16 protein-coding genes and 2 pseudogenes are annotated in these 21,132 nt (G+C 54.5%); 12 read left to right on the plus strand and 6 right to left on the minus strand.

From position 1 onward, the window contains the following. Nucleotides 1-155 precede the first annotated feature (155 nt). Together ACZZ0G_RS25860 and ACZZ0G_RS25865 are read left to right on the plus strand one after the other, a co-directional pair. Nucleotides 156-1,502 carry a PQQ-dependent sugar dehydrogenase gene (locus ACZZ0G_RS25860; protein ID WP_463558070.1) on the plus strand — a complete coding sequence of 449 codons (1,347 nt, stop codon included), beginning with the start codon at nt 156-158 and terminating at the stop codon, nt 1,500-1,502. 845 nt (nt 1,503-2,347) lie between these two features. Next, nucleotides 2,348-3,763 (plus strand): serine hydrolase domain-containing protein, encoded by a 1,416-nt coding sequence (locus ACZZ0G_RS25865; protein ID WP_463558071.1) that lies wholly within the window; start codon nt 2,348-2,350, stop codon nt 3,761-3,763. A gap of 145 nt (nt 3,764-3,908) precedes the next feature. On the opposite strand, the pseudogene ACZZ0G_RS25870 reads toward ACZZ0G_RS25865, so the two are convergent. Then, nucleotides 3,909-4,424 (minus strand): annotated as a pseudogene (locus tag ACZZ0G_RS25870) (methyl-accepting chemotaxis protein); the annotation flags it as partial. Between the two features lie 342 nt (nt 4,425-4,766). Beyond that, nucleotides 4,767-5,522: pseudogene (locus tag ACZZ0G_RS25875) on the minus strand (cache domain-containing protein); the annotation flags it as partial. 548 nt (nt 5,523-6,070) lie between these two features. Here ACZZ0G_RS25875 and ACZZ0G_RS25880 point away from each other — a divergent pair. The 9 genes from ACZZ0G_RS25880 to ACZZ0G_RS25920 all read left to right on the plus strand — a co-directional run bounded on the left by ACZZ0G_RS25880 (nt 6,071) and on the right by ACZZ0G_RS25920 (nt 15,325). Then, nucleotides 6,071-7,303, plus strand: a complete 1,233-nt coding sequence (locus ACZZ0G_RS25880; protein WP_463558072.1) for an MFS transporter — start codon at nt 6,071-6,073, stop codon at nt 7,301-7,303. A gap of 13 nt (nt 7,304-7,316) precedes the next feature. Continuing rightward, nucleotides 7,317-8,234 (plus strand): LysR family transcriptional regulator, encoded by a 918-nt coding sequence (locus tag ACZZ0G_RS25885; protein WP_463558073.1) that lies wholly within the window; start codon nt 7,317-7,319, stop codon nt 8,232-8,234. Between the two features lie 86 nt (nt 8,235-8,320). Beyond that, complete coding sequence (locus ACZZ0G_RS25890) at nt 8,321-8,965, plus strand: DsbA family protein (protein WP_463558074.1); 645 nt, start codon at nt 8,321-8,323, stop codon at nt 8,963-8,965. Between the two features lie 67 nt (nt 8,966-9,032). Next, nucleotides 9,033-9,752, plus strand: a complete 720-nt coding sequence (locus tag ACZZ0G_RS25895) for a TetR/AcrR family transcriptional regulator (protein WP_463558075.1) — start codon at nt 9,033-9,035, stop codon at nt 9,750-9,752. Nucleotides 9,753-10,045: 293 nt separating this feature from the next. Beyond that, nucleotides 10,046-10,528, plus strand: coding sequence for a VOC family protein (locus ACZZ0G_RS25900; protein WP_463558076.1), 483 nt, complete (start codon nt 10,046-10,048; stop codon nt 10,526-10,528). Further along, complete coding sequence (locus ACZZ0G_RS25905) at nt 10,525-11,745, plus strand: FAD binding domain-containing protein (RefSeq protein ID WP_463558077.1); 1,221 nt, start codon at nt 10,525-10,527, stop codon at nt 11,743-11,745. Before ACZZ0G_RS25900 ends, ACZZ0G_RS25905 begins: the two co-directional genes overlap by 4 nt. 32 nt (nt 11,746-11,777) lie before the next feature. Next, entirely contained in the window at nt 11,778-12,140 is a 363-nt protein-coding gene (locus ACZZ0G_RS25910) for a DUF485 domain-containing protein (RefSeq protein ID WP_463558078.1), read from the plus strand. Continuing rightward, complete coding sequence (locus tag ACZZ0G_RS25915; RefSeq protein ID WP_463558079.1) at nt 12,137-13,792, plus strand: cation acetate symporter; 1,656 nt, start codon at nt 12,137-12,139, stop codon at nt 13,790-13,792. The genes ACZZ0G_RS25910 and ACZZ0G_RS25915 overlap by 4 nt, the downstream gene beginning before the upstream one ends. A 195-nt stretch (nt 13,793-13,987) precedes the next feature. After that, entirely contained in the window at nt 13,988-15,325 is a 1,338-nt protein-coding gene (locus ACZZ0G_RS25920; protein ID WP_463558898.1) for an OprD family porin, read from the plus strand. A 223-nt stretch (nt 15,326-15,548) separates the two neighbouring features. On the opposite strand, the gene ACZZ0G_RS25925 is transcribed toward ACZZ0G_RS25920, so the two are convergent. Then, nucleotides 15,549-16,022 (minus strand): MarR family winged helix-turn-helix transcriptional regulator, encoded by a 474-nt coding sequence (locus ACZZ0G_RS25925; RefSeq protein WP_463558080.1) that lies wholly within the window; start codon nt 16,020-16,022, stop codon nt 15,549-15,551. Here ACZZ0G_RS25925 and ACZZ0G_RS25930 point away from each other — a divergent pair. Then, complete coding sequence (locus ACZZ0G_RS25930; protein WP_463558081.1) at nt 15,994-17,019, plus strand: SDR family NAD(P)-dependent oxidoreductase; 1,026 nt, start codon at nt 15,994-15,996, stop codon at nt 17,017-17,019. The two genes, ACZZ0G_RS25925 and ACZZ0G_RS25930, sit on opposite strands and share 29 nt — an antisense overlap. 21 nt (nt 17,020-17,040) lie before the next feature. On the opposite strand, the gene ACZZ0G_RS25935 is transcribed toward ACZZ0G_RS25930, so the two are convergent. Genes ACZZ0G_RS25935 through ACZZ0G_RS25945 form a run of 3 tightly spaced genes read right to left on the minus strand, consistent with a single transcriptional unit; the run spans nt 17,041 to nt 21,028 of the window. Beyond that, nucleotides 17,041-19,296 carry a xanthine dehydrogenase family protein molybdopterin-binding subunit gene (locus ACZZ0G_RS25935; RefSeq protein ID WP_463558082.1) on the minus strand — a complete coding sequence of 752 codons (2,256 nt, stop codon included), beginning with the start codon at nt 19,294-19,296 and terminating at the stop codon, nt 17,041-17,043. Further along, complete coding sequence (locus ACZZ0G_RS25940) at nt 19,293-19,757, minus strand: (2Fe-2S)-binding protein (protein WP_463558083.1); 465 nt, start codon at nt 19,755-19,757, stop codon at nt 19,293-19,295. Before ACZZ0G_RS25940 ends, ACZZ0G_RS25935 begins: the two co-directional genes overlap by 4 nt. Next, the gene (locus ACZZ0G_RS25945; protein WP_463558899.1) at nt 19,754-21,028 is read right to left on the minus strand and encodes a c-type cytochrome; all 1,275 of its coding nucleotides are present in this window, start codon (nt 21,026-21,028) and stop codon (nt 19,754-19,756) included. The genes ACZZ0G_RS25940 and ACZZ0G_RS25945 overlap by 4 nt, the downstream gene beginning before the upstream one ends. Nucleotides 21,029-21,132: the final 104 nt, after the last annotated feature.

Consider the following 21,132-nt stretch of genomic DNA (forward strand, 5'->3'; position numbering starts at 1 on the left):
ATACTGACGGGGTTTGAAACAGCGCATTCGTGCAATTAAGGCAAATGTGATTTGAGCTAGACGCGGTGTTTGTCAGGGATCGGCGCCGCGATACTCCGCCGGGATTTTGTCTGTCTTATAACGGGCCCATGGATGGCCAACGCGAGGTTAGAACAATGAATGTGTCCAACCGACTTGCGCTCCTGATCACCGCCGCCGCACTGCTCAGTGCCTGTGGCGAATCTTCCAAATTACCGCCCCAGGCCAGCGTCGGCCCGGCGCCGCAGTTGCCGGAGCCCACCACGTCGCTGATCCCCACGTTGAAAGTGTCGAAGGCTATCGGCTGGCCGGGCAATGCCATGCCCACGGCGCCCGCCGGTTTCAAGGTGACCGCACTGGCGGAGAGTCTGGATCATCCGCGCTGGGTCTACACCCTGCCCAATGGCGACCTGCTGGTCGCTGAGAGCAACCACCCGCCGATGCCGGAAGGCGCCACCGACGGCGGCAGCGGACCGATTGCCTGGGCCAAACGCACGGTCATGGGCTTCGTGATGGGCCGGGTCGGGGCGGATGCGCCGAGTGCCAATCGCATCACACTGCTGCGTGATGCCGACGGCGATGGCCGCGCCGAAGTGCGCACGGTGTTCATGAGCAACCTGACATCACCGTTTGGCATGGCGTTGGTGGGCAATGAGCTGTTTATTGCCAACGCCGATGCCCTGGTCAAAGTGCCGTACAACACGGGGCAGACCGAGGTCAGCGCCACACCGGTGAAAGTCACCGACCTGCCCGCCGGCATCAATCACCACTGGACCAAAAACGTCATCGCCAACCCCGAGGGCAGCAAGCTCTACGTCACCGTGGGCTCCAACAGCAACGTCGGCGAGAACGGCCTGGAGGCGGAAGAAGGGCGCGCGGCGATTTGGGAAGTAGACGTCAAAAGCGGCAACAAGCGCCTGTTCGCCAGTGGCCTGCGCAACCCCAATGGCCTGGCCTGGAAGCCCGGTTCGACCCAATTGTGGACCGTGGTTAATGAGCGGGACGAAATCGGCAGCGACCTGGTGCCGGATTACCTGACCTCGGTGAAGGACGGCGCGTTCTACGGCTGGCCGTGGAGTTACTACGGAGCCCACGTCGATGTTCGCGTGGACCCGCCGCGCCCGGACAAAGTGGCCGAGGCTATCGCGCCGGACTACGCGTTGGGCACCCACGTCGCGCCGCTGGGCCTGACGTTCTCCGATGCCCGAGGCATGCCCGCCAGCTTCGCTAATGGCGTGTTCGTCGGCGAGCATGGCTCGTGGAACCGCAATCCCCAAGCCGGCTATAAGGTGGTGTTCATTCCTTTCAGCGACGGCAAACCTTCAGGGCTGCCGGTGGACTTTCTGACTGGTTTCCTAACTGCCGACGGCGAAGCACAAGGGCGTCCAGTGGGCGTGGCTCTTGACCAACGTGGGGCATTGTTGGTTGCCGATGATGTGGGCAACAAGGTTTGGCGCATCACAGCCATGAAACCTGTTCAGTAAAATGTGCCTTTGACCCCTGCAATGAAGGCAACCTGAGACACCAGTGCGCAAGGCCTTGGAACACCGGCCAGCAAAGTCAGAAAACGCCCCACCCAGCGAGCTTAAGGTGGGGCAGTTTCCTGATTTCACCGGGCGGCTCATTCTTGATGAGCTCGAATGGCAGGAGTCGGGGCCGGCCTCGGTGGCAATTTGCGCTCATGTTGAACCAGAGTGCGAGTGGCGCCAGATGTAAGCGAATTAAATCGATCTGCGCTTTGAATGCCGGCGACATCGAATCTTGCAGCTCCAGAGGACATCAGACCCACCCTCCGACTACGACACGAGATCGCGCTAGGTGCCTTTCGGGTACTTCGTCGGGCAGTGGCAGCCCTGGGGGGATTCGAATCACTGCGCCGAAGTTTTTTCTTGCAGACGTGCGGATTCTTCAACCGGTAGGCGGCTGAGCGAGCGATCGCGGATCGACCAGCAGCATGATGCGCGACTTGTGATCGTCAGTGCAGCTTGCGATCTGTGCATCGTCGAACAGGGAGGAGGTTGAGGTTAGGCAGTTGCTATGAAGTGTAGAGAGCACCGCTCTGTGATGAACCGAGATTGGCAGCATGCCCTCCGGCAATCTCGCTCATTTTTCCGTTTCTTGGTTCGAAAAATACGTCTCTTGAAGGGTTGACTGTTTGGACTTTAAAATCCAGTATGGAATCAATAGTCTAAATTCTTGATCTGAACAAGCATAGGCAGGCCCCTCTGGTTTTTTTGTTTAAAGGAGAATCTGAAAACTCACACCAATCAACTGGCGTCAAACCGACCACAGAAATGATTAGCCGCTAGAAATTCTCTGGAGATTTACAATGGATAAGAATTCTAAAAATCGAGCCTCTGTACTCTCAAAGAGTTTGTTATTTATAAGTTTAGTATGGGTAACTGTATGCAATGCTGCGCCGTTCTCGAACGCCCGTGAAGTGGATGGTGTTATGGGGACTCTTATGAAGGAGCAAGGTATTCCCGGGGCCGCAATTACAATTCTTAAAGACGGGAAACCACTTTATACCTCAGCTTACGGGTTCAGTAATCTGGAGACCAAAACGCCTGCAACGACGGCGACTGTCTTCCAGTCCGGCTCAGTCGGTAAAATGTTTACCTCTTCCGTCATCATGCTTTTGGTACAAGACGGTAAGCTTCAACTTGATGATCCGATTGCCCCCTATTTTCCTGAAGCAAAAGGCATGTGGGACGGCGTTACCATTCGCCAGGTCATGCAGCAACGTTCTGGCATACCCGACTATGAACAGTTCAACAGTATTGATATAAAGCAAGACTACACCGACGAACAACTTATCGCTCTTCTTGCGTCCAAGAAATTGGATTTCACACCGGGAACTCAGTACCGCTACAGTAACTCAGGCTACGTCGCGCTGGGAATGCTGATCAAGCGTGCGAGCGGAAGATTCTACGGAGATTTGCTTCGGGAAAGGCTGTTCAGCCAGTGCGATATGCAAACGGCGCAAGTCAATATGCTGAAAACTATCGTCCCCAACCGGGCGTCAGGCTACGTTTCCAGTGATGGACAGCTGGAAAACCCGGGGCCGGTCTCGCAGAGCCTGGCTCAGACCGCCGACGGGAGCCTGTTGCTGACGATCAATGACTTGGCTGCGTGGGACGCTTGTCTTTCAAAAGGCAAACCATTGTCCAAAAAATCGATTGATACCGAGTGGGAAGTACCGTTGATGGCCGACGGCAGTCAACCCATCACTGGTTATGGATTTGGATGGCGCAACAATATCGTGAATGGACGTCGGCTGATTGATCATGGGGGATCGTTCCAAGGGTTTCATGCGCACTATGCAAGGTTCGACAATGGTCTTTCCATAGGTTTTCTGGCGAATCTAGAGTCAGCTCGTAGCAATTACATCGTTAAACGCATTGCCGGGATTATTGATCCAAGTCTGTTGCCGCCTGAAAAAGAAATGGAAGGGTCTGCGGCTGCGACTCAAAAGACAAAAACGGCAATTATTGCCTTGATGAATGGTAAAGGCGATCCATTGTTAAGCCCGGAAATACGCAAGGCTTTTAACGATAAACACGTATCAGAGATAGAAGCGTCTTTCAACAAAGTTACAAATGATACTCGGCTGGTACAAGTTAGTGAGTCAAAGGAAAACGCTATTATTCATCGTACCTATAAAGCCTCTACCGGGAAGGTAAATTATCTGGACGTTGCGTTCCTGGATAAAAGAATTGTGGGCGTAAAGTTTTCGTCTGAATAATTGTTGTACCTGTCTTGGTCGTCTTCCATTGACAGTATTTAGCGAAATAAAAGACTCCGTAACGAAACGTTATGGAGTCTTTTTTGCCTGTTAGGCCTGCTTAGAGAGTCGCCTCCGATCCGCAGATATCTACAAAGGCTCACACCTAAATCCGAAACTGCCCAACCAAAAGGCCCAGTCGATTGCCCAGATCAGTAAGACTTCTAGAGGTTTTCGCGCCATTTTTTGCGTCCCCGGCGACCACGTCAGCGGCCTGGGAGATATGAGTCATGCTACGGTTTACTTCCTCGGCAACGGCAGTCTGTTCTTCGGAGGCGCTGGCGATCTGCGCGTTCATGTCGTTAATTGTATGAATGAGTTGGCTGATGGCATCCAGCGACAACCCTGCTTTATTTGCCAGCTCTCCAGTTATTTTCCCTGATTCGCTGGAGCGGCCCATCGTGATCATAGCGTCTTGAGTGCCCTTTTGAAGCAGGCTGATCATCCCATGGATTTCCCGAGTGCTCTTTTGCGTGCGGCTGGCGAGGGCTCGAACTTCGTCCGCGACCACTGCAAATCCACGTCCCGCATCGCCGGCCCGTGCGGCTTCAATGGCAGCGTTCAATGCCAATAGATTGGTTTGTTCTGCGATCGAGCGGATGACGTCGACTACACCAACAATCAACTGCACATCCTTGTTCAGGCTGTCGAGGGACGAGCTACTTTGCCCGATCTCTTCAATCAACGAATGAATGCTTTCGATGCTCCTGTTGACGACATCCCTTGCCTGCCCACCTACATCGCTGGCTTCTCGCGCAGCGTGTGAAGCACCTTGGGCGCTGACGGAAACTTGCTGCGCAGCCGTGGACATTTCATGAATGGCTGTCGCTACTTGATCTGTCTCTTGGCGCTGAAGATCCATGGCCTGTTCTGACCTTTGTGCCTGGGTCGACATATCTTCGACCAGCTCTGTCAATTGTCCGGTCATATCAGCAATCTGACGCACAAGGCTATGAATTTTTTCCACAAACACGTTGAACGAGTGCGCCAAATCGCCCAGCTCATCGGTGCTCGAGACTGGCAAACGGTGTGTCAGGTCGCCATTTCCAGCGGCAATGTCGTCCAGATTCTTTTTGATGACCAGCACCGGCTTAACAATGCTGTTGCCAAGCCAAATACCGATCAGCGCTACGAGTAGTAGCACGCAAATAGCGAGGGTGAGGATGTACGTGGTGTACTTACTGATCCGCGTAGAGCGCTCACTGGCGATGGCCTGAACGTGAATTTCAAGATCGTCCAGATTTACTTGGGTGCCCAAGATCAGGTCCCACTTGTCCAGGTAGACGGTGTAACCAAGTTTGGGCGTAGGTTTAGGGCTGGTGGGCGTCTGCCAGTCGTAGCGGAGAAAATGAGTACCGGCCTTGGCTGCTTCAACCAGCCCGCGAATGACATACACGCCATTGGCATCTTTGGTATTGACAAAACTCTTGCCGATATCGGTGTTCAGGTTTGCAGAGAACACTCGAACAGACGAGGAGTCATAGCCGTAAAAGTAGTTTTGTTTATCGAAATTCAGAGTCTGCAAAATTTTGACGGCCTGATCGCGATCCTCCAGATCTCCATAGCGAGAAGCGTCATATATCGGCTGAATGGACGCGAGGGCAATTTCCATATAGTGCTTTAGTGAAGCTTTCCTCTCGTTGGTCAGGAGCTCGCGCGTCTGCGCTACCTCCTCGGATGCCAGCTTTTGCAAAACCCAAAAGGTGGTGCCACTGATCATCGCCGTTAGTAAAAGACCGGGGATGATCGCCAGAAGGATGACTTTGCTACGAAGATTTAGCTTCACGACGAGTTTCGCCTCACTCAAGAGATTTTTATTGTGATCCGCCCATTTTTACCTCGAGCCTAATAGGCTCAGCGCATAAAAGCAGGGGGCGTTTTGGGGTTGAAGCTGCTGAGCCAGAAGAGGTTACGGCTCGCCATTTTTATGAAAAAAACCTTCTATTAATCGATCGATCAATAGTAGTCTACGCTTAGCCGAAACGGCTTGTCGATGCCCGGACTCAGACGGCGGATTCACCCCGTTCAGGTTAGATATCGATAGTTATAAGAAGGGGTCGACTTTGAGGCGCCTAGATCAATTCCTCGTCATTGATTCGAGCGCCGGTATCTACTGAGCCTGGGTATCTTGCGCAAGGCGCAACGCGACATTGCGTCTTGGCCATATTCTCTCGGGGTGCAGTGCCGCCTATGTTGTTGGCCTGGCAAACATGAATGCGAGTGACCTTCATTGGGGAGTCACCGCTCGCGAACTGAGGAGCATATGGCATGGGCGTTTCTACAATTGGAACGGCAGCGACGATACAAAAAGCGTCAATGACAAAGGGGCTTGTGCTTCTGTTTGCTTTTTGTTGCGGTGCCATCGTAGCCAACATCTATTACGCACAACCAATTATCAGCTTGATCGCCCCGGATATCGGCATGTCGGGTGGTAGCGCGAGCCTTATTGTTTCGCTGACTCAGATTGGTTATGCACTCGGATTGTTTTTCCTGGTGCCATTGGCGGACCTGGTAGAAAACCGTCGGCTGATGATCGCGACGATCGTTATTACGATCTTCAGCCTGATCGCCGCCGGCTTATCCACGCAGCCGAGTGTATTTCTAGTGATGTCGGCACTCATCGGATTCAGCTCAGTCTCCGTGCAGATGCTTATTCCGTTGGCGGCACATCTGGCTCCGGAGGAGTCTCGCGGTCGGGTGGTTGGCGGGATTATGGGTGGCTTACTGCTGGGGATTCTGCTTGCACGGCCACTTTCGAGTCTGGTTGCCGATCATTTGGGCTGGCGGGCAGTGTTTATCGGCGCCGCTGCCTTGATGCTCGTTATCTCCATCGTGATTGGCATGACCATGCCCAAATGGCAACCGGCTCATCGCGCGTCGTATGGCCAATTGTTGAGGTCCCTTGGACAACTGTTCTGTCGCGAGCCCGTACTGCGGCAGCGCGCGCTCTATCAAGGACTGATGTTTGCTGCGTTCAGTTTGTTCTGGACTGCAGTGCCGTTGATATTGAGTCGTGAGTTCGGCCTCACGCAAAGTCAGATTGCGATTTTCTCCCTGGTCGGGGCCATCGGTGCCATTGCCGCGCCCATCAGTGGTCGACTCGCTGATGCCGGGCATACCCGACGAGCGTCCCAACTGGCCATGGTGCTGGGGGTATTGAGTTTTCTGCCGGCCTTCATCAATCCCTTTTACGGTGTGATTGGGCTAGCTGTTACCGGTGTAGCTTTGGATTTTGCGGTGCAAATGAACATGGTACTTGGCCAGCGAGCAGTCTATGCCTTGGGCACTGCCAACAGAGGCCGCCTGAATGCGTTGTACATGATCAGTATCTTTATTGGTGGTGCAATGGGTTCTTCGGTGGCCAGTTCGCTTTATGAGCACGCCGGCTGGTTGGCGATTGCTGCAGTGGGAAGCGGATTGTCATTGATCGCTTTAATCGTCTTCTCGGTGGTTTCTCGTCGGGCCCGAGTTGGCGCAATGCTCAAGATGAACAACGGGTGAGTCAAGGAGCGTCATGGACAAGCTGCTCGCATTGAAAATGTTCGTCCAGGCTGTGGATTCGAAGGGCTTTTCTTCTGCCGCTCGACAGTTAGGGTTGGCGACGTCTTCTGTGACCAGGATGATCGATGGGCTTGAGGCGGAACTAGGGGCTGTCCTGCTTAATCGATCCACGCGTCAAATCTCATTATCAGATGCCGGGGCTGCCTACTATTTGAAAGCACGGGAGGTGCTGAATGCTGTCGCCGAGGCGGATGCCTCGGTCACAGATCGCGGGGAACTCCCTGCTGGCCATCTTCGTATTTCCGTGCCCGTAGCACTGGGGCGCCGTCTGATTGCGCCGCATATTGCTTCGCTGTTGGAGCGTTACCCGCGACTTTTGTTGGACATGACGCTCTCCGACGACATCGTTGAATTATTGGATGAGCGCATCGATCTGGCGATCCGACTGGGATCGGCAGCAGCCATGGACGGTGTCGTCAGCCGTCCCGTCGGTCATTTCATACGGCGGGTGGTCGCCAGCGCCGGGTACCTGGATGCTTATGGTTTTCCTGAACATCCCATGGACCTCATGCAGCATGAGTGTCTGCGTTTCAGTTATGGCCCTAAGCAACAGGTATGGACGTTCTTAAAAGAAGGTGAGGAGACTCGAGTACCGATTGAGGGGCGCTTCAAAAGCAACAATGCGGAAGTCTTACGTGAGGTTGCGCTGTCGGGTGGCGGGGTGGCGTTGCTACCTGACTGGCTCGTCAATGACGATATTGGCAGCGGTGATTTGACTTCATTGTTCGAGTCATTTGTTATCAATCCGAACGATGCCAGTTCGGCTATTTCTGCGTTGTATCTTCCCAATCATCGTGGCTCCAAACGCGTCAGTGCGTTTATCGATTTCATCAGCGAGTTGCTCGGACCTGACGGCTTAGCCGAGAGCTGATCTCCTCATTACTGTTTTCGATCGTTTGATCCTCAACATAACGAGCCCATTTCGCCGTGTGCGCACGGCAGACCTTGGAGATTTGAATGACCACTGCGATATTGCATTACGTCTACGATCCGTTCTGTGGCTGGTGCTATGGCGCGGCGCCGATGATTACGGCGGCCACTGCCATTCCGGAGCTGGAAATTCATGCCCATGGGGTGGGCATGTTGTCGGGAGAAAAAAGCAAGTTGATGTCGGGCGAGTGGCGCGACTTTGTTCGTCCGCACGAAGTTCGGATTACAGCATTCAGCAAGCAAATCTTCGCAGACGCCTATGTTCAAGGCGTGCTGGAACATGAAAATGTCCAACTGGACTCATCACCACCGATTGCAGCGATGTTGACTGCTCAACAGCTGTCAGGACGCGGTGTCGAAATGCTCAAGCGCCTGCAAATTGCTTACTACCAAGAGGGACAAGCTATCGCTGATCTAGGGGTAATCGCCAACATTGCCACTGAGCTTGGGTTCGAGTCCGATGCGTTTTTGGCAACTTTTGATGCGATCACTGCAGACTCACTGCAAGGCCATCTCGACCGCAGTAATGGGATGCTTGACGCTCTGAATGCTCGAGGCTTTCCGGCATTTGCGCTGGAGATCGATGGAGAAATGGAGGTGTTGGCCATGGGGCATTACTTAAGTCGACCCGCCGTGTTCAAGAAGGATATTGAAAACCGTCTGGCCAAATAGATGTGGTTCATAGCCAGTGCATTCTTTTGTTTTGTATGATGCCTTAATGAAGTTCCAGCGAGGCGTTATGCAAGACTCAAAAGATAGAGACGGGAAAGAGTCGGGAAAGTCAGCGAAATCAGCAGACCTCGTCAAATCGACGACTCGACGCCTTTCGCCTGAAGTCAGGGAAAAGCTGATTGTGCAAAAAGCCATTGAGCATTTTGCGACGTGCGGGTTCTCGGGCAGTACCCGTGAACTGGCGCGACAACTGGACATTACCCAACCTTTACTCTATCGATACTTCCCAAGCAAAGAGGCACTGATAGACCGCGTGTACGACGAGGTGTATCAGTGGGATTCCTCGTGGGAGGCGATGATCAAGGATCGCTCCGAGCCCCTTCAGTCGCGCCTGGTGCATTTCTACACCTCATACGCTCGTGTGATTTTGCGTCGAGAGTGGATTCGTATCTTCGTATTCGCCGGGCTGACACGTGAAGGTATCAATGATCGGTATCTGGCTAAATTGCGTGAGCGGGTCTTCATTCCTGTCATTGTAGAAATCCGCCACGCTCATGGATTGGCGCCGTCCTCAGGTGAAACGATCAATGAAAAAGAACTCGAACTGATCTGGAGTCTGCATGCCAGCATTTTCTATATCGGCGTGCGCAAATGGATTTACGATCTTCCAGTGACTGAGGACATTGATGCGCTAATCGAGCAAATGGTCGATGCGTTCCTTAACGGCAGCCCCCACGTACTGCAGCAGGTCGATAACGATCTCGGTGAAAAGCCTCACTTGAATTGATCGGCTTCGATTCCACGTTTCCTGCCTCCTGATCTCTTTTTTTTGCCCCTCTTTTTGTCGACCACTCATCACCTGTTTCAGTGTTCAACTGAGTAGGTGATGAGGGTCGTGTGCGCACCATTCTGCCCTGAAAAGCCCTTTCCCAGCGCCTGAAGCCCGTTCTTTTATTGGCGATGCCCCGTCGTTGTTCAGACCAATCCTCAATAATTTGATCGTCCAGCTATTTACTTCAATTTCGTCAGGTCGTATTGTTTATCACATGATAAATAAATACAAAAACCGTTGGAGGCATCATGAAAGTCCTGAAACTCGCTCATTACTCGATCCGGTCGTTCGACCTGGAAAAGTCCAGTCGATTTTATGAAAGGGTGCTCGGTTTTACTCCTGGCTACCGGCCGCCATTCGATTTTCCTGGCGTCTGGTTGTACATGGGAGGGGATGAAAAGGATTTTGGCACGGTCCACATTATCGGGATTGATCCTTCCAACCCTGAAGGTCTGAAGAACTACCTGGGCGACAAAGAAATCCCGCTGACAGGCACAGGAACCGTTGATCACATTGCTTTTCTGGTTACCGGCCTGGTCGAGTTCTGGCACGTCCTCGAAGCCGAAGGGATTGCGTGGCGCGACCGTACCGTGCCGAGCCTGGGCCTGCATCAGGTGTTCATCGAAGATCCGTCTGGTGTCACCATCGAGCTCAATTTCCCGGCCTCCGAGATTGATGCGGTGGGTTCTTACGCCTCCCATGCCGCTGCAACGGTGGGAGAACAGCCATGATGAACTCCGAGAAAAAACCCCGCGCCATTGTCGTGGGCGGCTCGCTGGGCGGCCTGTTTGCAGCAAATATGCTGTTGCGCAAAGGTTGGGACGTAGAGGTCTTCGAACGCGTTCCGGATGAACTCGCTGGACGAGGCGCGGGAATCGTTACGCATCCGGAATTGTTCGAAGCGATGGCCGCAGCGGGAATTCCCCTCGACGCATCTGTAGGTATCGATGTGCTTTCGCGCGTCACTTTGGCCCAGGACGGCGATGTCGTACTTGAGAACGCACTCCCACAAACGTTGACCGCCTGGGGGAAGATGTACCAAGTGCTTCGCTCAGCGTTCCCAGATTCAATGTATCGCTGTGGCGGCAGTGTCGTTTCGGTCGAAAGTACTGAAGCCTATGCCAGCGTCACATTGACCGATGGGACGACTCATCGAGCCGACATTATCATTGCGGCTGATGGATTTCGGTCGACAATTCGCCAACAGTTATTGCCCGACGTGCACCTGCAGTACGCCGGTTATATAGCTTGGCGTGGACTTGTGGATGAAGCAGCTCTTTCCGACGCCGCCCACGCTTCCTTATTCGACAAGTTCGCGTTCTGTTTGCCTCCACACGAGCAGATTCTTGGGTATCCGGTTGCCGGGCATTCTAATAGCACCCTCGTCGGTGAACGTCGTTACAACTTTGTTTGGTATCGCACCAGCGGCGACGAGGAATTGAAAGATCTGCTACGGGATGAAAGCGGTAAACAATTTGAAGGCGGAATTCCTCCTGCACTGATACGCCGCGACGTGCTCGACAGTATGTACAAGTCGGCAGAAACGTTGCTCGCTCCGCAGTTCGCCGAAGTCGTAAAAAAAGCCGCGCAGCCGTTATTCCAGCCTATTTACGATCTGGAAGTACCGAAGATGAATTTCGGACGTGTTGCTTTGCTCGGCGACGCCGCATTCGTGGTCCGTCCCCATTGCGGAATGGGCGTCACTAAAGCTGCCGGTGATGCGCTAGCCATCGTAGAAGCGCTAGAGCGACATGCATCCGTTGAAGAGGCACTTGTGGACTATAGCGAGCAACGTTGCCGTTTCGGGGCATCGATTGTTCAGCACGCCAGGCATCTTGGCGCGTATATGCAGGCGCAGCTCAAAAGCGCGGAAGAGCGTGAAATGGCAGAGTTGTACCGTACTCCAGAAGCTGTAATGCGTGAAACCGCAGTGCCCGTGAAGTTTTAATTCCAACAATAATTCCTTCGCAGGAGATCACCATGGAACATGCATATCCAAAAGACGGTGGGCCGGCCGTGCTCGCTGAGCGCGATGCTGAGCCGATTCCAAATCCGATTCTCACCAATCCAGAGTTTCGTGCCCTGGTCAAACATCGCCGAATATTTTCCTGGAGCATGACTGCGCTCATGTTGGCGGTGTATTTCGGCTTCATTCTTTCCCTAGCCTTTATACCGGCCCGCTTAGGTACGCCTATCAGCGAAGGGCAACCGATGACCTGGGGCATTCCAATTGGTTTTGGCATGCTGGCGTTCACGATTCTGCTCGTGGCTGTCTATGTCTGGCGCACTAACACTTGCTACGACCCAAAAATAAAAACAATTATCAGGAGCTTCAATAAATGAAGCGTCTACTCATTACTCTTTCGGCGATTCTTGCGTCGGCAGTTGTCTTTGCGGCCGACGTCCCTGCCGCCGTGAACAAACATAACCCCATCGCCATCGGCATGTTTTTGGCGTTCGTTATCTTTACGCTGTTCGTCACACGGTGGGCGGCACGCAAAAACAATAGCGTCGCGGATCACTACGCCGCAGGCGGAAAAATCACCGGTTTTCAGAATGGCTGGGCTATCGCGGGCGACTATATGTCCGCGGCGTCTTTGCTAGGTATCTCCGCGTTGGTTTTCACCAGTGGATTTGATGGTCTGATTTACTCTATCGGCTTTCTTGCCAGTTGGCCGATCATTCTTTTTCTGATTGCGGAGCCATTGCGAAATCTGGGGCGCTACACCCTGGCAGACGTACTGTCTTATCGTCTGAAACAACGTCCCATACGAGCATTTTCGGCCTCCAGTTCCATTGTGATCGTGTTGCTATACCTCGTTTCTCAACTGGTAGGTGCCGGAAAACTGGTGGAGTTGCTGTTTGGTTTTGATTACACCGCGGCGGTCCTTTTAGTAGGCACGCTGATGGTGATTTATGTTTTCTTTGGTGGGATGTTAGCCACCACCTGGATTCAGATTATCAAGGCCGTACTACTGCTGACTGGCTGCGTCTTCATGGCTTTCATGGTGCTGTCCCAATTCGGATTCAGCCTGAACCAGTTGTTTACTCAAGCGACCCAAGTGCATCCTTCGCATGTCGCAATCATGAGCCCAGGTGGTTTGATTACTGATCCGGTGTCTGCGATTTCGCTAGGCTTGGCATTAGTCTTTGGCACGGCTGGCCTTCCACATATTCTCATGCGGTTTTTCACTGTTGGTAACGTAAAGGCTGCGCGACAAAGCATTCTTTATGCCACAGGTCTGGTCGGTATCGGTTATGCCCTGATCGTTATTATCGGCTTCGGCACCATCGCCCTGGTGGCCAGCAATCCCGATTATCACGATGCATCAGGTGGCATATTAGGCGGCGTTAATATGGTTGCGATTCACCTCGCACACAACGTTGGCGGGAATGTTTTCCTGGGATTCATGTGTGCAGTGTCGTTCTCGACGATATTAGCGGTAGTGGCAGGGCTTACCCTTGCAGGCTCGTCTGCTGTTTCACATGACCTTTACGCACACGCCTTTCGCCGAGGCAACGCCAGCGACCGTGAAGAAATGCGCGTCTCTCGTGTTACAACCATCGTGTTGGGTGTGTTGTCGATTCTATTGGCCATTGCTTTTGAAAAACAGAACATCGCATTTATTGTGAGCTTAACGTTCTCCATTGCCGCGAGTTCCAATTTCCCCGTGCTGTTGTTGTCGATTTACTGGAAGGGGCTGACGACACGTGGCGCCGTAATTGGCGGATCGTTGGGACTGGTATCAGCTATTATGCTATGCATTCTTAGCCCGACCGTTTGGGTCAAGATCCTGCATAATCCGCAAGCCTGGTTCCCATACGAATATCCGGCCTTGTTTTCCATGACCGTGGCATTTGTCGGTATCTTTTGGTTCTCTGTTACTGATCGCTCGGTCAGCGCCATCGATGAGCGAAATCGGTTCCAGAATCAATTGGTCGATTCTGAATTGGGTACGCCGGCTACATGGAACGCGCAGCTGAAAGCTGATTGATTCAGATAGGAATACCTTACTTAAGCGACGTGATCAATTCGCTGCACGAAAGTGCAGCGCTACTCGTTATTCTAATTTTGTGAAAATGGCTCTACTGTGCTTTTCGCACGCGCTTGGGTCTTTGGTATTCTTGCGCCTGGAAAGTCGCTTAAAAGTGTGGACAAAAATAATAAACTCTACTTTGGTGCGAAAACAATGAAATGTACTTTGCCTGTTACAGTCGCCCTATGTGTATTGGCGCAGCAAGCCCATGCGGCAGGTTTCATCGATGACAGTAAGGCGGCGCTTAAACTGCGTAACTTCTATATCAATAGCGATTACCGAGATTCAGCGACACCCGCTCAGAAGGCCGCCAACCAGAGTTATCAAGCGGAGTGGGGACAAGCCTTTCAGCTCGAATTCATATCGGGTTACACCCCAGGCCCAGTAGGTTTCGGTGTTGATGCGCTAGGCATGTTGGGTGTCAGGCTGGATTCAAGCGCTGGCAAGCATGGGAATCCAACGGGGACAAACTACGGCGGCATAGTGTTTCCAAGCGACGGCGACCATGCGGTTGACGATGTCTCCAACCTGGGGTTGACCGGTAAGGTAAAAATATCCAAAACCGAGCTGAAGCTTGGAACCTTGGTCCCGAAACTGCCGGTGATCTTCAGTAATGATGGACGACTATTGCCGCAAACCTGGCAAGGCACCCAGGTAACTTCGGCCGACATTAAGGATCTGACGTTGGTCGGGGGCCAAATTGATGAGGTGAAGGGGCGTAACTCCAGCAACAATGAAAATATGTCAATTGCGGGTGCGAACAATGCGATCTCGGGTCGCTTCAGTAATAAGTTCATCTATGCCGGTGGCGATTACAAGCTGACTAAAGATCTAACCTTGCAATACTATTACGGCAACCTGAAAGATTTTTATAAGCAAAATTTCTTGGGTCTCATTCACAACTGGGCAATCGGTCCAGGGGTACTGACCAGTGATGTTCGATACTTCAATAGCAAAAATGACGGTGCAAACGGTCATGACCCTGCGTATTTCACGGCAGGCTACTACGGAGGTAATACATTAAAGGGGGAGGTCGACAATAATCTGTTCAGTGGATTGTTTACCTACGCCGTTGCGGGCCACACCTTTGGTGCAGGTTATGAAGTCAGCAATGGTAAAAGTGACTTCCCGTATTTAAATCAGGGTGATGGCCCAACCACCTATACCATTACGGAGATGCAGGTTCAGAAATTCGTTCGTGCTGGCGAAAAATCATGGCAAGCTCGTTACTCTTTTGACTTCGCAAAAGTGGGCTTGCCAGGTGCGACGGCGGGTGTTGTATATGTCAAAGGTGATGATATCAACACTATTGCTTCCAGCAATTCCAGCGAATGGGAACGAGATATTACATTGGCCTATGTCGTTCAATCGGGCCCGTTAAAAGGCTTTGGCGTAATGTGGAAAAATGCAATGGTGCGGAACAATATCCCTAATGCCCGTCAACAAGACGAGAATCGCGTGATTATCAATTACCAATTGGCGTTGTTTTAGTTTTTCAATCGAGACCGCGTCAGAACATATAGCCAAGTATCAAAAAATGTATCCGGTGGTCCGGTCGTGTGTGACTGGCCGCTGTAACTGACAGGTAACACTTTTACGAGTGTTGCGTGTACATGTCGTTCTCTTCCAACGGCATGTTTTTGTAGAAGAGTAACATTTCCCTTGGTTGGGGTAGGGCGGTGCAAGTGATCCTTCACCGCCTTTTTTTATTCCTTCACGCTGATAGCCCGTTGAATCGACGCAGCAATTGCGTCAGTTGTCCCAGATCCTCATCGTTCCAGCCGTCGATACGCTGCCGAAAGACGTCGCCCTTGTGAACAATGGCGTGGCGGATTCTGGTCCGGCCTTGATGGCTCAAATTCAAAAGGGTGCCTCGACCATCCGATGGATCCGGATGCGCCTCCACCAGTCCCAGGTGGATGAGCCTTGCCGTCAACCTGCTCGTCGCGCTCCGGTCCATAGCCACGGCATCGGCGACACCGCTGACCTTCGCCGGCCCGAACGCGTGTAGCCAGTGCGCGATATGGAATGCCGCCGGTGGCAACTCTGGATGAAATTCGGCTGATGTCGCAACCGTCAGTGCACGTGAGGCACTCAGCAACGCACTGAGCTGTTCACCCAGCGCCAGAACCTGGCGCTCCCGATCGTGGACGGTCTGAGTGAGCGGTTTGTTTTTCGGTGTTTCCATTCTCGTCTGTTCCCGTTTCTTTCAACCAAAGCCTGCCGGCTGTTCGTTTATGGACAAATGCATATTTGCGATTATAGTGGACATTAATCCATTAAATGTCCTGTCCGATAGTGAAAACACCACAATGAATATCAACACCACCATTGTCCTTACAGGAGCTACCAGCGGAATTGGTCAGCTTGCTGCCATCGAGTTGGCCAGGCGAGGTGCCCACCTCGTTCTGCCTGCGCGTGACAAGGCAAAGGCTGCTGCAACCTGTAAGCGCATTCATGCGGCTGCACCTGATGCGCGTGTCGACGTTCATCACGCGGATTTCAGCAGCCTCGATTCCGTTGCGGCACTTGGTTTCGAACTCGCTTCGCAATACGAGCGTATTGATGTGTTGATCAACAACGCAGGCCTTCACGCATTTGAGCAGCGTGTCACCGTTGATGGCCACGCCGAGATGCTTGCGGTGAACTACCTCGCTCCATGGCTGCTGACAAATATCCTGCGAAACACGCTGGCTGGTTCGGCTCCCTCGCGGATTATCACTGTCGCTTCAGAGGCGTCGAGACGCAGCGGTGGGCTGGATCTGGAACGAGATTTCTTCGACACCGCGCCATTCACGCGCCTTGGCTCTTCGAAGCGTTATTCGAAAACCAAGCTGATGGACATCATGTTTTCGCAGGAGCTGGCGCGTCAGCTTCAAGACACCGGCGTTGCGGTGCATTGTCTGGACCCAGGCTTCAACGTTACGGGGCTTGGCCGCGAACTGGGATTCTCTACGTTGCTGGCTAAGGCTCTCAATTGGTTGCGCATCGGTGATCCGCGGCGCGGTGCGGACATCATCGTCCGCTTGGCTACCGATTCAGATATCTCTCCGGCATCGGGTGGCTACTTCTCGGTGAAGGACGCGAAATCGATACAGCCTACGCCTCCAGCGGATAACGCAGCCGCCTGCCAGGACCTTTGGGCGGCGACGTCAGCCCTGCTCGCCAAACATTACAGGGTATAACGTCGACACCGCCCGGATCGATCATGCCCCCAGCGCATCCTGCCAGCCACGTCGTGCCAGGGGCAGATCGAGCAGGCGTTTGCCGGTGGCATTGTTGATGGCATTGCCCAGTGCCGCGGCCATGGGGCCCTGGACGATTTCCGCAGCTCCGAGAAATGGCTGATCCGGCTGATCAATCATGTGGACCTCGACCTGTTGCGGAAAATCCGGAAAACGCATGATCGGATAGCCGCTCCAGTCGAAGCTGTGCATGCCGCTCGCGTCATAGAGGATTCGTTCATAGAGCGTCCAGCTCGCGGACTGCACGATGCCACCCTGGATCTGATTGAGCAGCCCGTCGGGGCTGACAATTTGCCCCACGTCGACGGCGGCGACTACGCGATCAATCATTACCTGCCCGGTCTGGCGCTGCACATGTAACTGCACGGCGATCGCACAGTAACCCATGATGTTTTTGTAGCGGGCAAAGGCGAAGCCGATTCCGCTGCCGGATCCCGTTGCTTTTTGCGGCCAGCGGAACTCCGCGGCCACACGCTCCACCACCGCCCGCGCTCGCGGATCGCTCAAGTGATTCAGGCGAAATTGCACCGGGTCGATGGTGGCCCTGGCCGCCAACTCATCGACGGTGCTCTCGATGGCGAACACGTTGATATGGGCTCCGAGCGAACGCATGGCCGAGGTCCTGAATGGCATAGTCAGTACAAAGTTCAGATCCACCTTCAGGTTGGGTATCTCATACAACGGAACGGCATTCCGGTCGCCGTCACCTTCGGGTTGAGCAATCGGGACTGAAGGTGCGGGGGTGAAGGGGTTGGCCAACAGCCACGCCGGTAACAGGCGCCCGGCATTGACAATACGTTCGTTGTGCGGGGTACTCCAGAGTTCGTATTTCCAGTCACGAAGATGCCCGCTGTCGTCCAGTCCCGCCTCCACTTCCGCAAGCATGGCCGAGCTGTAGGGCTCCCAGAGATTTTCCTGTTCGCGCATCCATTGCACCCGTATTGGCTTGCCGGGAATGGCCATGGCGATCAGCGCGGCGTCGGCGGCGGCGTCATCGGCACCATTGTGGCCATAGCAACCGGATCCTTCAGCGTGGATGCAACGCACCTGAACCACCGGCAGGCCGACCATCTCGGCGATGCCCTTGCGCAGAGGGTAGACACCTTGGGTATGGGTCCAGACGGTCAGTGTCCCGTCCTTGAACCAGGCCACTGCGCAGGAGGGCCCGATGGAGCCGTGCATCAGGTATTGTTTGGTCACTCGAGCCTTATAGGCGCGCGGCACTGGTTGCGGCAGGTCACCCTTGGCACTCACCGGGTAGCGCCGCGCCGGCAATTCGGTGAGGAGTTGATGAATGTGTGTCGAGTCAGGCAGCGGATTCCCCTCTGTCCAGCGGGACTTGGCGTAGCCCTCGCGCATCGCTTTGATCGCTAGCCATTCATCGGTGGCGACCACGGCGAGGTAGCTGCCATTTCGGACCAGTCTAACCTCGCCAGGAAGTTTCCTGAGGGCGGCCTCGTCAATCTCCAGAAGCTGACTGCCCCGCCGGGGCGGGCGTATCACCCGGGCGTGCAGCATATCGGGCAGGCGCATGTCCTGCACATAAGCTGCACCGCCGCTGACTTTGGCCGGGATGTCCAGCCGAGGCAACGATTTGCCGATCAGGGTGAAGCTGCTAGCTGGCTTAAAGGGCGAGTTGGCCGACGCAAAGCGATGCAGTTGAACCCCCACCACTGCCTGCGCGTAGGTCATGCTGCGGCCTTGTGCATCGTAGATCAGCGCATCCCGCGTGGTCAGGCTATCGATGCTGCGCTGCCATTGCCGGGCTGCGGACTCAAGTAACAACTGACGCACCTGGGCCGCGGCGTTGAACAGCGCAGTACCGCTGTCGACGATTGTATGGCTGCCGGCGGTGTAACCCTCATTGGGTGTCAGCGCGGTGTCGGCAGTGAGAAAACGGATGAGCCCGGGTGGCACTTCAAGGCGTTCTGCTGCGATCTGCAGGAGCGCAGTTTTGATACCAGTGCCCAGCTCCACTTTGCCGGTGTAGACGGTGATGCCATCTTTCGCATCGATACGGATCCAGGCGTCCAGATAGGGCGTGGCCCGCAGGCTGCCGGGCAGACCAGGCGCGAGGATGGCCGTCCCCAGGGTGTCCACTTCAGTGTCGGCGAAGGCGCGGGGAATGCCCGGAAGCATCGCGAACCCCATCACCAATGCCCCGTTTATCACGAAGGCGCGGCGGCTCAGATTGACGTTTTGCGTGGGGGTTTTCATACCTTGCCTCCCTGCGCGACAACCGACTTGATCGCGGCGAGAATCCGTACATGGGTGCCGCAGCGGCACAAGTTGGGCGCCATGTGGCGACGGATCGTTTCATCGTCCGGATGCGGGTTGGCCTCCAACAGGGCCTGTGCCCGTACGATCATCCCCGCGATGCAATAACCACACTGGGCCGCTTGTTCATCGATAAAGGCTTTCTGCAACGGACCCGGTTGGTCGACGCTGCCCAGGCTCTCGACGGTGCGCACCGATTTGCCCGCCAGCGCGCCGCACGGCGTCAGGCAGGAAAACACCGGTTTGTCGTTCACTAACACAGTGCAGGCGCCGCACTGACCCAGGCCGCAGCCGTATTTGGCGCCATTGAGCCCCACTTGGTTGCGCAAGGCATACAGCAGGGGCATGTCGCCCGCGATGTCCAGTTCGTGAGTCTTGCCGTTGATGTCGAGTGTGATCACGGTTGTTGCTCCTGTGCCCGAATGCTTTTGATGGTCTCGTCGAGGTCCGTCCAGGGGCGGTTCGCACAGCTTTCGTTGCGCAAGAACTCGGCAAGTGCAGCCACATGACTGTCGTCCAGGCTATGGTCGAAGGCAGGCATATAGTGGCTGGAAGCGGCACTGGACATCGGGATGCCCTGCAGGATGGTCTGGATCAAATTGCGTGGCGAGTCCGCCGTCACCGCCGAGGTGTTTGCCAGTGCAGGCCGCGATTCATTGACGCGCATCGGTGCTGCGCTGCCGTGGCAACTCGCGCAGGCCCCGTCGAACAACGAGGCACCCAGAAGCGCCCTGGCGCTGGGCTTGACCCCAGAGGTGCAGGGCGGCGACGGTGCATCCGATGACGTTTTCTTGAGGTCAAGAATGTATTGCGCGATGGCATGGGCGTCTTCAGCCGGCAATTGCGCGATGCTCAGGCTGACCGGCAACATCGGGCCCGCCGCTGCGCCATGTCCTTCGGCAACCTCGCCCGTCAGATAGGCGACCAACTGGTCTTCATTCCAGGGATGTTGTGCCTCGGTCATTCCGCGCAGGGCAGGTGCTGTCCAGCCGTCGACGACGCCTCCGTTGAACAGTTCGCTGCCTTTTTCCCCGCCAATCAGATTCAGGGGCGAATGGCAGGATGAACAGTGTCCCGCGCCCTCGACCAGATAACGTCCGCGGTTCCATTGTGCAGATCGGTTGGGAAGTGGTTCCAGCGGATCCCCATGCAGGAACAGCAAGTTCCAGAAAGACACCAGCGGGCGGAAGTTCATAGGGAAGACCATATGATTGTCGGGAGCGGTGTATTTGACCGGGTCCACGCTCATCAAGAAGGCATAGGCGTCGGCGATATCGGCATCGCTCATCTTCCGGTAGTGCACGTAGGGGAAGGCCGGGTAGAGAAAGTGTCCGTCACGCGCGATGCCTTCACGCATGGCTCGTTCAAAGGCGTCCGGCGACCACTGACCGATGCCAGTTTGCGGATCCGGGGTGATGTTGGTGGTGAAGAGGGTTCCGAAGGGCGTTACCAGCGGCAAACCGCCGGCCATGTAAGCGCCCCCTGGCCGTGTATGACAGACCGCACAGTCGCCCGCTTCGACGACGCGGCGGCCTCTTTCCTGCGTCTCGCGATCAGAATCGAAGCGTTGGCTGACAGTGGCAATTTCCGGCCTCCACATCATCCAGAACGCAAACCCTAACCCCACGACGCCGATTGCCAGAACGGCACCGATGATCGTCTTGCGCTTCATCGCCTTACCTCTCAGCTGAATTAACGACAGATTTTTCAATCCGCCGCGTGCGCTTGGCGTACGGCGATTTTCCATGTCGAGAGCTTAGATAGGGCGCTTGCAAT

It is taken from the genome of Pseudomonas sp. AC169 (genome assembly GCF_979258515.1).

Excerpts from the sequence above, each read along its gene's own strand:
- ACZZ0G_RS25860 (WP_463558070.1), top strand. The coding sequence starts at position 156 with ATGAATGTGTCCAACCGACTTGCGCTCCTGATCACCGCCGCCGCACTG.
- ACZZ0G_RS25865 (WP_463558071.1), top strand. The coding sequence starts at position 2,348 with ATGGATAAGAATTCTAAAAATCGAGCCTCTGTACTCTCAAAGAGTTTG.
- ACZZ0G_RS25880 (WP_463558072.1), top strand. The coding sequence starts at position 6,071 with ATGGGCGTTTCTACAATTGGAACGGCAGCGACGATACAAAAAGCGTCA.
- ACZZ0G_RS25885 (WP_463558073.1), top strand. The coding sequence starts at position 7,317 with ATGGACAAGCTGCTCGCATTGAAAATGTTCGTCCAGGCTGTGGATTCG.
- ACZZ0G_RS25890 (WP_463558074.1), top strand. The coding sequence starts at position 8,321 with ATGACCACTGCGATATTGCATTACGTCTACGATCCGTTCTGTGGCTGG.
- ACZZ0G_RS25895 (WP_463558075.1), top strand. The coding sequence starts at position 9,033 with ATGCAAGACTCAAAAGATAGAGACGGGAAAGAGTCGGGAAAGTCAGCG.
- ACZZ0G_RS25900 (WP_463558076.1), top strand. The coding sequence starts at position 10,046 with ATGAAAGTCCTGAAACTCGCTCATTACTCGATCCGGTCGTTCGACCTG.
- ACZZ0G_RS25905 (WP_463558077.1), top strand. The coding sequence starts at position 10,525 with ATGATGAACTCCGAGAAAAAACCCCGCGCCATTGTCGTGGGCGGCTCG.
- ACZZ0G_RS25910 (WP_463558078.1), top strand. The coding sequence starts at position 11,778 with ATGGAACATGCATATCCAAAAGACGGTGGGCCGGCCGTGCTCGCTGAG.
- ACZZ0G_RS25915 (WP_463558079.1), top strand. The coding sequence starts at position 12,137 with ATGAAGCGTCTACTCATTACTCTTTCGGCGATTCTTGCGTCGGCAGTT.
- ACZZ0G_RS25920 (WP_463558898.1), top strand. The coding sequence starts at position 13,988 with ATGAAATGTACTTTGCCTGTTACAGTCGCCCTATGTGTATTGGCGCAG.
- ACZZ0G_RS25925 (WP_463558080.1), bottom strand. The coding sequence starts at position 16,022 with ATGGAAACACCGAAAAACAAACCGCTCACTCAGACCGTCCACGATCGG.
- ACZZ0G_RS25935 (WP_463558082.1), bottom strand. The coding sequence starts at position 19,296 with ATGAAAACCCCCACGCAAAACGTCAATCTGAGCCGCCGCGCCTTCGTG.
- ACZZ0G_RS25945 (WP_463558899.1), bottom strand. The coding sequence starts at position 21,028 with ATGAAGCGCAAGACGATCATCGGTGCCGTTCTGGCAATCGGCGTCGTG.